Annotated in this window: 17 protein-coding genes and 1 tRNA gene; 17 read left to right on the top strand and 1 reads right to left on the bottom strand. The window is 40.8% G+C overall.

Features of this window, described 5'->3' with window-relative positions:
- The first annotated feature begins 6 nt into the window (after positions 1-6).
- From rpmD to rplQ, 9 genes are all read left to right on the top strand, one after another.
- Positions 7-204: a 50S ribosomal protein L30 gene (gene rpmD / locus DMP02_RS05240; RefSeq protein WP_126323033.1), complete on the top strand. Its 198-nt coding sequence runs from the start codon at positions 7-9 to the stop codon at positions 202-204.
- Complete coding sequence (gene rplO / locus DMP02_RS05235) at positions 194-628, top strand: 50S ribosomal protein L15 (protein WP_126323032.1); 435 nt, start codon at positions 194-196, stop codon at positions 626-628. Before rpmD ends, rplO begins: the two co-directional genes overlap by 11 nt.
- Complete coding sequence (gene secY / locus DMP02_RS05230) at positions 629-1,981, top strand: preprotein translocase subunit SecY (protein ID WP_126323030.1); 1,353 nt, start codon at positions 629-631, stop codon at positions 1,979-1,981.
- A 154-nt stretch (positions 1,982-2,135) separates the two neighbouring features.
- Positions 2,136-2,252 (top strand): 50S ribosomal protein L36, encoded by a 117-nt coding sequence (gene rpmJ / locus DMP02_RS05225; RefSeq protein WP_126323028.1) that lies wholly within the window; start codon positions 2,136-2,138, stop codon positions 2,250-2,252.
- Between the two features lie 205 nt (positions 2,253-2,457).
- The gene (rpsM, locus tag DMP02_RS05220; protein WP_126323026.1) at positions 2,458-2,817 is read left to right on the top strand and encodes a 30S ribosomal protein S13; all 360 of its coding nucleotides are present in this window, start codon (positions 2,458-2,460) and stop codon (positions 2,815-2,817) included.
- Between the two features lie 50 nt (positions 2,818-2,867).
- Positions 2,868-3,314, top strand: a complete 447-nt coding sequence (rpsK, locus tag DMP02_RS05215) for a 30S ribosomal protein S11 (RefSeq protein WP_331855844.1) — start codon at positions 2,868-2,870, stop codon at positions 3,312-3,314.
- Between the two features lie 30 nt (positions 3,315-3,344).
- A complete protein-coding gene (rpsD, locus tag DMP02_RS05210) occupies positions 3,345-3,965 on the top strand; it encodes a 30S ribosomal protein S4 (RefSeq protein ID WP_126323025.1) in 621 nt (206 codons plus the stop codon).
- A 12-nt stretch (positions 3,966-3,977) separates the two neighbouring features.
- Positions 3,978-5,012, top strand: coding sequence for a DNA-directed RNA polymerase subunit alpha (locus DMP02_RS05205; RefSeq protein WP_126323023.1), 1,035 nt, complete (start codon positions 3,978-3,980; stop codon positions 5,010-5,012).
- A gap of 14 nt (positions 5,013-5,026) precedes the next feature.
- Positions 5,027-5,392: a 50S ribosomal protein L17 gene (rplQ, locus tag DMP02_RS05200; protein WP_126323021.1), complete on the top strand. Its 366-nt coding sequence runs from the start codon at positions 5,027-5,029 to the stop codon at positions 5,390-5,392.
- Positions 5,393-5,513: 121 nt separating this feature from the next.
- Here rplQ and DMP02_RS05195 read toward each other — a convergent pair whose 3' ends face one another.
- Positions 5,514-5,900 (bottom strand): Hpt domain-containing protein, encoded by a 387-nt coding sequence (locus DMP02_RS05195; RefSeq protein WP_126323019.1) that lies wholly within the window; start codon positions 5,898-5,900, stop codon positions 5,514-5,516.
- A 151-nt stretch (positions 5,901-6,051) separates the two neighbouring features.
- Here DMP02_RS05195 and DMP02_RS05190 point away from each other — a divergent pair, with 151 nt between their 5' ends.
- The 8 genes from DMP02_RS05190 to nusA all read left to right on the top strand — a co-directional run bounded on the left by DMP02_RS05190 (position 6,052) and on the right by nusA (position 13,416).
- The gene (locus DMP02_RS05190; protein ID WP_126323017.1) at positions 6,052-6,915 is read left to right on the top strand and encodes a hypothetical protein; all 864 of its coding nucleotides are present in this window, start codon (positions 6,052-6,054) and stop codon (positions 6,913-6,915) included.
- A gap of 180 nt (positions 6,916-7,095) precedes the next feature.
- The gene (gene prmB / locus DMP02_RS05185) at positions 7,096-8,043 is read left to right on the top strand and encodes a 50S ribosomal protein L3 N(5)-glutamine methyltransferase (RefSeq protein WP_126323015.1); all 948 of its coding nucleotides are present in this window, start codon (positions 7,096-7,098) and stop codon (positions 8,041-8,043) included.
- Positions 8,027-9,058, top strand: coding sequence for an aspartate-semialdehyde dehydrogenase (locus DMP02_RS05180; RefSeq protein WP_126323013.1), 1,032 nt, complete (start codon positions 8,027-8,029; stop codon positions 9,056-9,058). The genes prmB and DMP02_RS05180 overlap by 17 nt, the downstream gene beginning before the upstream one ends.
- 50 nt (positions 9,059-9,108) lie before the next feature.
- On the top strand, positions 9,109-9,603 hold the full coding sequence (locus DMP02_RS05175; protein ID WP_126323011.1) for a hypothetical protein: 495 nt from the start codon (positions 9,109-9,111) through the stop codon (positions 9,601-9,603).
- Positions 9,604-9,614: 11 nt separating this feature from the next.
- Positions 9,615-11,015: a Dot/Icm T4SS effector AnkH/LegA3 gene (ankH, locus tag DMP02_RS05170; RefSeq protein ID WP_172593988.1), complete on the top strand. Its 1,401-nt coding sequence runs from the start codon at positions 9,615-9,617 to the stop codon at positions 11,013-11,015.
- 231 nt (positions 11,016-11,246) lie between these two features.
- Positions 11,247-11,323, top strand: a tRNA-Met gene (locus DMP02_RS05165).
- A gap of 106 nt (positions 11,324-11,429) precedes the next feature.
- A complete protein-coding gene (gene rimP, locus DMP02_RS05160; RefSeq protein ID WP_126323007.1) occupies positions 11,430-11,891 on the top strand; it encodes a ribosome maturation factor RimP in 462 nt (153 codons plus the stop codon).
- 13 nt (positions 11,892-11,904) lie between these two features.
- Entirely contained in the window at positions 11,905-13,416 is a 1,512-nt protein-coding gene (gene nusA / locus DMP02_RS05155; RefSeq protein WP_126323005.1) for a transcription termination factor NusA, read from the top strand.
- The last annotated feature ends 3 nt before the right edge of the window (positions 13,417-13,419 follow it).

The following is a 13,419-nucleotide window of genomic DNA, read 5'->3' as shown; positions in this document are numbered from 1 at the left end:
ATACCCATGTCAGATAAAAAACTGCGTTTGACTTTAACTAAAAGTATTTCAGGTCGAATACCTGTACATACCGCTACTATCGCTGCATTAGGTTTAAAACGTTTAAACCAAGTGATAGAAGTAAAAGACAATGCCGCTATGCGCGGAATGATTAAACAAGTCGCCTACTTATTAAAAGTAGAGGAGATTGATCATGTATCTTAATACATTAAAGCCAGCGCCAGGCTCTAAGCCATCGGCAAAGCGTGTAGGTAGAGGGATTGGTTCTGGGTTAGGAAAAACCAGTGGACGTGGCCATAAAGGTCAACGTGCCCGTGCCGGCGGTTTTCATAAATTAGGTTTTGAAGGTGGACAAACTCCTTTACAACGTCGATTGCCAAAATTTGGTTTTACACCACTTGATGGCCTATCTACGCAAGTGTTGAGATTAGATGCGCTCAATAAATTAACGGTAGATGTGATTGACTTACAAGTTTTAAAAGATGCTCGCTTAATAAAAGGGTCTGTTAAAGAAGTGAAGCTGATTGCAACAGGTACGCTTGAAAAAGCAGTACGTGTGAAAGCTATCAAATTAACCAAAGGTGCGCGTGCCGCAATTGAAGCTGCAGGTGGCAGCGTCGAGGGCTAAATGAGTAAACTAAGCCGTTTTGCTTCACCTGGAAAGGGAAATCTACCAAGCAGCAGCGGCTTTAGTGAACTAAAGCATCGTTTATTGTTTGTATTGCTGGCTATCCTTGTTTATAGGATTGGCGCACATATTCCGGTTCCGGGCTTAGACCCTCACCGTCTAGCTGACTTATTCAGCCATCAAAATAATAGTATTCTAGGTCTTTTTAATATGTTCTCGGGTGGGGCGCTGTCGCGCTTTACCGTCTTTGCCTTAGGTCTTTTACCTTATATCTCTGTTTCTATTATTGTGCAGTTATTAACAGCGGTAGTGCCTGCTTTAGAACAGCTCAAAAAAGAAGGTGAAGCCGGCCGTCGTAAGATTAATCAATATACGCGTTATGGAACGACGATTTTAGCCTTATTCCAATCTGTAGGGATGGCAAAATGGCTGGTTAGCCATCAAGTGGTATTGCACCCAGGCTTATTTTTTTACTTTATAGCCACGGTAACCCTGGTGACAGGTACGATGTTCTTGATGTGGTTAGGCGAGCAGATTACCGAGCATGGGATAGGTAATGGTATATCGTTGATTATATTTTCAGGGATTGTATCCGGCCTCCCGGTGGCTATTGCTAAGTCCTTAGAGCAGCTTAGACAGGGGCAAATTCAGTTTTTAACCTTGCTCTGTATTCTCGCGGTTATTATCCTCGTAACGGCCTTTGTGGTCTTTATGGAGCGAGGCCAGCGTCGCATTACGGTCAATTATCCGCAGCGGCAACAGGGGCGAAAGCTATTTAGCGCACAAAGCAGCCATTTACCCTTAAAAATTAATATGGCGGGAGTGATACCTCCTATCTTTGCTTCCAGTATCATGATGCTGCCGGGTACCTTTGCGCAATGGTTTTCGAATGTAAAAGGCATGGCATGGCTTTCAAATGTCAGCTTTTGGCTGTCGCCAGGACAACCACTTTATATCTTGCTATTTACCGCCGCTATAGTATTCTTCTCTTTCTTTTATACGGCGCTTGTGTTTAACCCCCGCGAAACCGCTGATAATTTGAAGAAATCAGGGGCTTTTATTCCCGGTATTAGACCAGGGGAGCAAAGTGCTCGTTATATCGATGCAACCATGACGCGACTAACCTTGATAGGCTGTATTTATCTGGCTTTGGTGGCGTTATTGCCAGAATTTATGATATTTGCCTGGCATGTTCCTTTTTACTTTGGTGGTACCTCTTTATTGATTATAGTCGTGGTTATCATGGACTTTATGGTTCAAGTCCAGTCCTTATTGATGTCACAGCAATATGAATCATTATTGAAAAAGGCGAATTTAAAAGGATTGCCAGGGGGTCCTAACGGGCTGTATTAGTTAGAAATAGCGTCGCTCTGGCGAAAGCCAGAGTCCATAAAAAATGATTACTCATGGATCCCGCGGTCAAGCCGCGGGACGACGAGTTCGGAGACAAAGGGTTTCTTGAATAAGCTTTCACATAGGTGGGGCTAATTAATTTTATGAGGTCATTATGAAAGTTAGGGCATCGATTAAGAAAATATGTCGTAATTGTAAGGTTATAAAGCGCAAGGGCAAATTAAGAATTATCTGCTCTGCAGAGGCGCGTCATAAACAGCGCCAAGGCTAATGCATCTGTTATTGTGGTTGCCGCGCTTCGCTCGCAATGACAGCATAGGCGCATGGCAATGCAGTGGTTTTTTTCTGGAGATTGCCACGTACTTTGTGCTTGCAATGACGAGGAAAAAGCCGATTTTTGTTGATTTTTTGGTGCCAGTGAGATACCCTACTGCGCCTTTTGAAGTATCTTAAATTTAAGGGTTTGGAGTTTAAAAATGGCTCGAATAGCCGGTGTAAATATACCAATAAATAAACATGTCGTCATAGGTTTAACAGAAATCTATGGGGTAGGTCGTTCACGTGCTGCAAAAATATGCCAGAATTTGGCTATTCCGCCACAAACTAAGGTTAAGGATCTTCTGGATGCGCAGATAGATTCCATCCGTCAAGCGCTGACTGATTTTAAAGTAGAAGGCGACTTACGCCGGGAAGTTCAGCTCAGTATTAAACGTTTGATGGATTTGGGTTGTTATAGAGGTATCAGGCACCGACGTGGATTACCTGTCCGTGGTCAACGTACCCGTACTAATGCACGTACACGTAAAGGTCCTCGTAAAATGATTCGTAAGGATTAACCCATGAGAGCAATAGCATCTATAACTTATAAGGTGGTTATTTAATTAATATGACAGATTACAACGCACATTCAGCTCAGCCAACGATGGCAGATAAAGCATTGGCTGGCACTATGCGCAAGCGCAAAGAAATTATTCCCGATGCGATAGTTCATCTGACCACGTCATTTAATAACACCATTATTTGCATTCGTAAGGGTGGACACACACTAGCCATTTCTTCTGCGGGGGCATGTGAGTTTAAAGGAACTAAAAAGGGAACCGCTTTTGCAGCACGAGTTGCTTTTGAGAAAGCGATTGAAAAGGCGATGGATAAATATAGAGCGAAATATAAACATAATTTAGGACGTATTGAAGTCAGAATAAAAGGGCCAGGTCAAGGATCTGAGCAAGCTATTATGGCTTTAAAAAATAAAGATATTGAAGTGACGCAAATTATTAATATTACCGGTGTTCCGCACAATGGTTGCCGTCCACCAAAGCGTCGTCGAGTTTAGAAAAATTATTCAAGCGGAGTAGTAAAGTTAATGGCTAGATACCGAGGTCCTACTTGTAAATTAGCACGCCGATTAGGTAGTGATTTGCAATTAAAAAGTGGCATTCGTGCACTCGATAGTAAATGTAAGTTGGCTACCCCTCCGGGTATGCATGGTACTAAGCGTGGAAGATTATCTGATTATGGTGTTATGTTACGCCAAAAGCAGTTAATCCGACGTACGTATGGTGTCTTAGAAAAACAATTCAGACTTTATTATGCGAAGGCGGCTAAACGAAAAGGCATTACCGGTGAGAATCTATTAAAGTTACTCGAATGTCGTTTAGATAACGTTGTTTTTCGTATTGGGTTTTCTGCTACACGTGCAGAAGCCAGACAATTAGTAACGCACCGTGCCGTAAAAGTGAATGGAACGATTGTTAATATCCCTTCCTTCCAGGTTAAAGCTGGGGATGTGATTGAAATAAAAGAAAAAAGCAAAACTCAAACACGTATACAAGCGGCGTTAGAACTTGCTAAACAAAAACCCCAACCTAGTTGGCTAGATATTGATTCTACTAAGTTACAAGGTATTGTTAAATTGATTCCTGAACGCAGTGAATTACCTTTAGAATTTAATGAGAATCTAGTTGTAGAGTATTACTCCAAGTAAAGAAGGTAACCCATGTCGACGAATGTTAAGAAATTTTTGACACCACAGACGATTGAAGTTCAGACTTTAAGTCAAAACAGAGCTTTAGTTAGTCTGCAACCTTTTGAGCCAGGGTTTGGTCATACCTTGGGGAATGCTTTACGTCGTATATTGTTATCCTCTATGCCTGGATGCGCTGTGACTGAAGTAAGAATTGAAGGTGTTCTTCATGAATATAGTAGCTTAGAAGGCGTACAAGAAGACATTATTGATATTTTACTTAACTTAAAAGGTATTGCTTTTCTATTACATGATAGAGAAGAAGTCACACTTGAATTAGTAAAAAATACAGTCGGTCCTGTTCATGCCGGTGATATTGAATTACCACACGATGTTGAGGTTAAAAACCCGGATTACGTTATCGCGCATTTAACAAAGCCTAAAGAATTTAAGATGACTTTAAAAGTCGTCAGAGGACGTGGTTATCAACCTGCTTCGTTACGTAAGACGGATCAATATGTGAGTCAAGTGGGTGCTTTAGAATTAGATGCATTATTTAATCCGATTTTACGTGCGACTTACTCTGTTGAAAATGCACGGGTAGAGCAACGTACTGACTTAGATAAGTTAGTCATTGATTTAGAAACAAATGGTACGATTGAGCCAGAGGAAGCGATACGTCGTGCAGCTACGATTGTTCAGGAACAATTAAATACATTTGTTGAACTTCGTCATGAGACAGAAGCAGAGGTGCCTGTACCAGATGCAGATATCAATCCTATTTTATTGCTTCCTGTTGATGAACTCGAGTTAACAGTTCGCGCCGCTAATTGTTTAAAAGCTGAACATATTTACCGTATTGGTGATTTAGTACAAAAAACAGAACAAGAACTATTATCAACACCTAATTTGGGTAAAGTTTCTTTATGGGAAATTAAAACAGCCTTACAGAAACGTGGTTTACAATTAGGTATGGATGTTCCAGTTCAGCAATTTTCTTCTTTGAAAAAATCAATGGAAGGAAATACTGAAGAATTAGAAAAAAGTGAAGAAACTAAAAAAGATTAAAAGGGCACAGCGCTATGCGTCATCTTAACTCAGGTCGAAGATTAGGTCGTACATCGAGCCACAGAAAGGCAATGTTTCGCAATATGACGGCTTCATTGTTAAAACATGAAGTTATTTCTACTACTTTAGCAAAAGCCAAAGAGCTTCGCCGTGTAGCAGAACCGTTAATTACCTTAGCAAAAGAAGATGGGGTTGCTCATCGTCGTTTAGCTTTTGATCGCTTACGTGATAAGGAAGCGGTAGCTACTTTATTTAACACCGTAGCGCCTCGCTTTAAACAAAGACCAGGCGGTTATTTACGTATTTTAAAATGTGGCTTTCGCGCTGGTGATAGTGCCCCTATGGCAATCGTAGAATTAGTTGAGCGTGCTGCTTCCTAAGATTTAGCTTCGATCCTCGTGAAAGCGAGGAGCGAGTAATCTTGTCAAACGAATCCTTAAAAACCACCGTCATTTCGAGCGAATGTAATGAGCGTGGCCATCTAGGAGAAATTAAACGAAGTTACTTTCTGGATTGCTTCGTGCCTACGGTACTCGCAATGACGATGAAATTCTTTGCTTCTTCCTTTGCATTTTTCATTTCTTGATTTAAATCATCTAGTAAATTTCTATCGTAGTTATTTTCGTTTATAGCGGCCTTAAGGAGTAAAAGGCTTGTTTTTAGTCTATCTAGTCCACAGTAAAGACATGAACCGGTTAGCTTATGTAGCTGATCATTTAATTTTTGTTTTTCTTTATCTTGAAAGGCGTGGTTAATTTCTTTTTGAAATTCCGGTACCTCTTTTATAAAGTGCTGGAGTAATTCACGTAGTAATTTGTATGAGTCTTTTGTAAATTCTTTGTCTAAGTCTAGATTGATGATGGCTAAAGTAGGACGATCTTTTTCCATTTCTTGTCTTCTCTTCCCTTTCCTTAATATTTTTTTAAGTTACAACATCTATCATCATTTGTATAGGAGTCGACAATTTCTATTTTTTAAGTAATAAATTAGCCTATGACATTACCTTTTTAAAATACTAGGAAATAATAAGGAGAGAACCATGGTTTATAGTGTAGTGCCCAAAAGAGCCACTTCAGATGGATTATCAGAACCTAAAGTTAAACAGGATGCGATGTTACAAGGAGAGCATGCAACGCTTTCCCCAGATACCCATGTTGTACCGCAGTCTACAACACCAGACGGGCAACCAAGGTATATACTACTAGCGCCTCAACCTATGCCAGATGAATCAAAGCAGGTATTAAAAGGTAAGTATGATGATGCTTTAATAAAGAGCCTCAAAGATTATTTCCTTAAACTGAAAAATGATGGAGAAGTGTTTTTCTTTTCTCCTATTTCGGAACGGCCTGTTGAGTTTATTTATAATCATATTCGGTTATTAGTTGCTAATGAATATAGGATGCAAAAATCTTATTCGTTAGATAAAACATGCCCAAAACTAGATAGATTAGTTGCTGCTTTGGGTAATGAGAAAATATCTGATCAGCTTAGCATTTTTCAGCTAGTTAATTACACTAGGATGCTGGAATACTTAAAATCACCTGAGTTGGCTAAAAAAGGAATCGAAAGCGTAAAGTGTTTTACCCAGTTAGTTGAAGATAGAAAACAAGGAAAGATTGATTCAGATAAATTTAGCAGAGATGCTACCATCTATATTCAACAAATGCGTGAGGTATTCCCAAAGCAATCTTTAGCATGGCTATTGCTGGATAAGATTGCGATATGCGTAGCCCTTATCGTTCTCCCCATCGCCATTACCAATGGCTTGTATCATAAGCTCAGGAGCGGTAAATTCTGCTTGGGTTTCTTTGATACCCAAGCCCCAGAAAATAAATATATAAATCATATTGAAGAGATGCTTAATCAAAGGCCAGATCTCCCACTGTCCCCGATCGTTGCTTAGTCTTTTGCTTGTCGCTAGGGGGCTATGTTTAAATACGGACAATTCCTTTATACTCTTCGCACTAGAATTTTCGGCTGCGTTCCCGCTCGACTCGCAATCCTCATGTATGTTGTATACACTACGGTTGCTTCGTTCTCGCGGCGCCTTGCCGAAAATCCCATTGCTATGAGTATATTTTGAATGAAGCTAGTGGATAGATCCTCTTTTTCCCTGACTAAAGCTCAGCTATCTGAAGCCTTAGCTGAGCTTCGTACTTTACGTGATATATTACGTTGGGGTTTTACTCAGTTTCAGCGCGCAGGCCTTTTTTACGGGCATGGTACTGACAATGCGTGGGATGAAATCATCTATTTAGCATTAGCTGTTTTAAAGCTAGGATCCGTTTTAAACCCCGAGTGGTTAGATGCACATTTAACCACAGAAGAACGTATGCAGCTGTTACATACAATAAGCCAACGTATCAACGAGCGAGTACCTACTGCTTATCTGGTTCATGAAAGTTGGTTTGCAGGCTTGCCCTTCTATGTAGATTCACGCGTATTGATACCGCGTTCGCCTATGGCGGAATTGATTGAACAACAGTTTAGCCCTTGGGTTGATCCTGAAAAGGTGGAATCTATTTTAGATTTAGGGACGGGTAGTGCCTGTATTGCCATTGCTTGCGCCTATGCATTTCCAGATGCCAAAATAGATGCCGTGGATTATTCAGAAGAAGCCTTAGCGGTTGCTTCAATGAATGTTGCGCGACATCAGTTAGATGAGCAAGTTAATCTCATTCAATCAGATGGCTTCGACAATTTAAAAGGGCGGCGTTACGATATTATTATTAGTAATCCACCGTATGTGGATGCCGATGATTTTGCACAATTGCCACCTGAATATCGTCATGAGCCAGCGATGGCATTAGCGGCTGGCACTGATGGTTTAGATATCGTGGTTCGGCTTTTAGCACAGGCTAAACAGCATTTGCAGAAAGGAGGCGTATTAATTGTTGAGGTTGGCAACAGTAAAGCGGCCTTAATCCAGCGTTTTCCTCATCTTCCTTTTGTTTGGCTAGCGTTCGAGCGAGGCGATGCAGAAGTCTTTTTATTAACCCAAGAGCAATTAGCGGATGACAAAGAAATTTAATGTAGCTGTTATAGGTGCCACTGGTTTAGTGGGCGAAACAATGCTATCTCTGTTAGCACAGCGTCATTTCCCGATTGATCAGTTTTATGCTGTGGCTAGCCAGCGCTCAGCCGGTGAAACCATTAGCTTTAATAAAAAATCTTTATTCATTGAAGATTTAGCGAAATTTGATTTTAAAAAAGTAGATATCGCTTTGTTTTCGGCAGGTGCAACCGTTTCAAAGGAATATGTGCCCATCGCAACCAAAAATGGTTGTATTGCTATCGATAATACCTCTCAATTTCGTTATGACGACGATGTGCCTTTGGTCATTCCTGAAGTGAATCCACAAGCCTTAAAAGATTATAAAAAGCGCAATATTATTGCTAATCCCAATTGTTCGACTATTCAAATGTTAGTGGCATTAAAGCCTATTTACGATGCGGTTGGTATCAGTCGAATTAATGTAGCTACGTATCAATCAGTGTCTGGTGCAGGAAGAAAGGCTTTTACAGAACTGCTTGACCAGTGTGGACGCTTATTGAATGGCATGGCGATTAAAAAACCGCAAGCCTTTGCGAATCAGATCGCATTTAATGTGATTCCACACATCGACAAGTTTCAGGATAACGGTTATACACGCGAAGAAATGAAGATGGTTTGGGAAACACAAAAAATATTTGCTGATAAAGACATTCAAGTGAATCCTACGGCAGTGCGTGTGCCGGTATTGCATTGTCATTCTGAAGCAGTACATATTGAGACTAAGAAAAAAATAAGCGTTGCTAAGGTGAAAGAATTATTAAAAAAAGCCTCAGGCATTGAGCTTATCGATAGGCAGGCGGAGAATGGTTACCCTATGCCGATTATGAAGGATTCTGAGAAATATAAAGATGCGGTCATGGTTGGTCGCATTCGTGAAGATATCTCCCTACCCTTAGGGTTAAACCTTTGGATTGTATCCGACAATATTCGTAAAGGCGCCGCACTCAATGCGATACAGATTGCTGAATGTTTGGTTCAGGAGCATTTATAAAGCGAAGCATTTTAGTTAAGTTTAAGAAAATGCGATAAAATAACAGCACTATGTCTGAGTACTATAAAATAAACTATCCTTTAGGGGATGAAAAGAATAACCCACCAAACAGCATAGAAGTGGAACCGCTTGTTATTGCCAATAAAAAGCTTCCTTTAAACAATGAAGCAGATACTGATGAGGGTGAGGGTGGTGCTGGCAGTATTAGCTTAAGCGTAGAACAGCTTACTGCCTATTTATTGGCTTGTTTTACCAAGGAGCGCCGTAAAGGACAGCAAAAGTTTGGTCCAGTTCCTTTCACCGAAGATCCAAATAACTTACTCGGGAGAAAAAAAACTCAACAGGGCTTTGGATGTGGCGAACAACCCCATGCACATCCTTTATTAGCGCATAGTCAACAATTTAGTGGTGATGATCCTAAGCTGACCGCTATTCCTTCCGATAACCCCAAAGCAAGAGAACGTTTTCCTGAGTTACGTTTAGAAAATCAATTACGCAACAGTCCTAGTTTGGGTAGACGAAAAAGCGTTACGCTTTCTCGATGAATAGAACGCTTATGCCTTCCTTTGCAAACGAAATTTTATTTGGCACCTTAGAAGGGGTAGAGCAGGCCATTCAAATGGGGGCAGATATTGAAGAGACGGATGAATACGGTTTTTCACCTTTAATAGAAGCGGCTATTGCGAATAAGCTTGATGTGGCGGCTTTATTATTAGAATACGGTGCTGAGATTAATAAGTCCGATGCGACTGGTCGTTCTGCTTTGCACTGGGCGGTTGATAATCATAACATGGATTTATGTCAATTATTATTAGCCAATAAAGCGGATCCAAATGCGACTACCACGGCAGGACAGCCGATCTTAGTTTATCCATTACTGAGGCAACAGCAGGGATTAAAAAATCTACTTTATCAATACGGTGCTAAGTTGAATTTTGCGCAGGATTTTATTCAAGCAAAATTATTAGGACATCGTTATGAATTAAGTGGGCACGTTGATATTGTCAATGGTGAGGGTCGTTTTATTGAAGTTGATTATGAGGGTTTTTTTTTAGAATTCACATTAGATGTGATTACCCATTCCTTGCAGCGATATAAAAATAATTTCTCTTCACGTCATTTACGTTCTTTTTTTGAGAGCTTACAAAAAATAATTCAGGCATTTTCTATTGCACAAGCCTTATTAAAATACCAACGTTATACCATTGATATAAAGCAGCATCAGCATAGTATTGATGCCTTACTTGATCAAGAGCTCTTATTATTGCCCATTGCTTATGAAGGCCATGCTATTGCCTTGATCAAATATAAAGATTGGCTGATTCGTTGTGATCGCGGTGAAAATAGTCGTAGAGAAGGAAGTATAGTTATTTATCAGTTGCAAAATCGCCATGCTTGGAGTATAGATTTTTGTAAACAATTAATTTTTAATCGCCAGTCACGGGCATTTCTGACTAAAACTATACATCGTGTATTGGGTTTAAAACCGATAGCTACTTTGCCTATAGGCGCGCAAATAACAGGTAATTGTTCATGGGCTAATATAGAGGCCAGTATTCCCGCGATGTTATTTATATTGCAACTGGATACCGCACCAAAATTCGACACGGTGCAAACGCAGCAGTTGTATGCCCTAGACTTTTATCAGGCCTGGCATCAATGGGATAAAGATAGAGCTTTAGAAGAGTGTATACAAGGATTCTATTATGGTAGTAAAGCGAGGCAGGTCTCAAAAGCGACCTTATTGGCAGCTATTTTATTTCAACGTGCTACACAGTTTAGTAATGATTTAAGTCGTGCAGAAACTATTTTAAAGATACTTAATCGCTCTGATCATCGCTACCTATTAAAGGGTTATGTAGAGATCTACTGGAAGTTAAGTAAAACCCCTGCGGGAAAATCTTTTTTAGCGTTGTTGGATGCATGTGGCGTCAATCTAAAGTCCATAAGTCCTTAATTATTCTCCTTCAGCCGTCATGGCGAGGCCTAATTCGTTCCGGCCGTGGCCATCCAGGCAAAATAGCTTTTATGGATTGCCACGCGCTACGCGCTCGCAATGACAGTTTTTAGCATGTAGTTTGTCACTCTTATCCCGAAATCATAATATGTAACCGGCAAGACTTTTAGTCGGTGCGTAAAATCCGTTTGAATTAAGCGCAGGGTTGGGGTATACTTCTGCCGCTATTATCGCGGGGTGGAGCAGTCTGGTAGCTCGTCGGGCTCATAACCCGAAGGCCGTAGGTTCAAATCCTACCCCCGCTACCAATTTTACGTTTTAAAGGGCCCCGTTTCGGGGCTTTTTATTTAGAGGTAGGGGCTTTTTATTTAGAGGTAGGGGCTTTTTTATAAAACAGTCCCTTTATAGGGAGCGATGAGGAATAGTTCAGCAACAATAAAAGCAATGATTTTGCCGACGGTTGAGTCCTTAGGTTATGAGTTATGGGGTTGTGTTTATGTAACACAAGGCCAGCGAAGCATCCTGCGCGTCTATATTGACAGTGAGCAGGGTATTAAGCTGGTCGATTGTGAGCGAGTAAGTCGCCAGATTAGTGCCTTATTCAACGTAGAAAATCCGATATTAACTCGGTATAACTTGGAGGTTTCTTCCCCTGGCTTAGATCGGCCTTTATTTACAGCGGAGCAATTCCAGCGTTTTATTGGGTATAAGGTCAGTGTTCAAACGCACACAGCCATTGATAATCAACGAAAGTTTAAAGGGCTTTTAAAGTTTACGACCGAAGAGGGCATTGGACTAAGCTCAGAGGGTGAAGACGTAACATTAACCTGGGACAATATTATGCGTGCGAATGTGTTGCCTGAGACAATTAAATAAGCGGAGGCAGGCTATGAAAAAAGAAATTTTATTAGTGGCAGAGACGGTATCAAACGAAAAAGATGTCGATAAAGAGCTTATTTTTAAAGCCATAGAAGCGGCTTTAGCAATGGCAACTAAAAAAAAGGCGGGTCAAGATATTGACGTCCGAGTTAGTATCAATCGCCGCACGGGTGACTATGATACATATCGTCGCTGGACCATCGTGCCAGATGAGGTGGAAAAAGCCATTGATGGATCTTTTGATCCTCTGCAACAAATTATCTTAAGCGAAGCGAAGCAGCGTGATCCTAATCTCGAAGTGGGTAAGGTGATTGAAGAGCCTATGGCTTCAGTAGAGTTTGGACGAATTGCAGCACAAACGGCTAAACAAGTCATTATTCAAAAAGTCAGAGAAGCGGAACGTGCTAAAATCGCCGAGGCCTACGCAGCGCGAATTTGCGAATTGTTATCAGGTATTGTAAAACGCATTACACGAGAAGGCTTAATTATTGATTTAGGTAGTGGCGTAGAAGCGTTTGTTCCTCGAGAAGAAATGATTCCTCGTGAAGAGGTACGTTCCGAAGATCGTTTACGTGGCTATTTGTATGCCGTTAATCCACAAATTCGTGGTCCTCAATTATTAATGAGTCGTGCACGTCCGGAAATGTTAATCGAATTATTTAAGATTGAAGTGCCTGAGATTGGTGAAGAACTCATTGAAATTAAGAGCGCTGCACGTGATCCAGGTTCACGCGCTAAGATTGCGGTGAAAACTAATGACGGACGTATTGATCCTATTGGTGCGTGTGTAGGTATGAGGGGTGCGCGTGTACAAGCGGTATCCAGTGAATTAGCCGGTGAACGTATTGATATTGTTTTATGGGATGATAACCCTATTCAGCTCGCGATTAATGCCATGGCGCCTGCCGAAGTCGCTTCTATTGTTGTGGATGAAGATACCCACATCATGGATGTAGCGGTACAAGAAGATCAATTATCACAAGCTATTGGTAGAAATGGACAAAATGTGCGTTTAGCCAGTGAATTAACAGGCTGGACGATTAACGTGATTACAGTAGACGAAGCCGCTAAAAAAATTGTTAAAGAATCAGAAGGTTTACAAAGCCTTTTTATGGAACAATTAGGTATTGATGAAGAGCTTGCACAGGTATTGGCGCGCGAAGGTTTTACTAGTCTAGAAGAAATTGCCTATGTTTCGGAAAGCGAATTACTTGATATTGAAGAGTTTGATGAAGAATTAGTGGAAGCCTTGCAAAGTCGTGCAAAAGAAGTGCTTGCTGCACGTCCTAGCACAGACAAGAGTGATAAAAAAAATCCATTAGAAGCTCATCAAGATTTACTTGCGATAGAGGGGATGACAGAAGAGCTTGCGGCTGTTTTAGCCAAGAATGGTGTTTCGTCACGAGAAGCATTGGCCGAACTGTCTACAGATGATCTATTGGATATTATCAAATTAGAGCGTGAACAAGCGGGCAAGTTTATTATGGCAGCACGAGCGCCTTGGTTTGAAAAAGAGAAATAGACA

The organism is Candidatus Rickettsiella viridis, from assembly GCF_003966755.1.
Lineage (GTDB): Bacteria > Pseudomonadota > Gammaproteobacteria > Diplorickettsiales > Diplorickettsiaceae > Rickettsiella_B > Rickettsiella_B viridis.
This window is presented reverse-complemented; position numbering and strand designations above follow the sequence as displayed.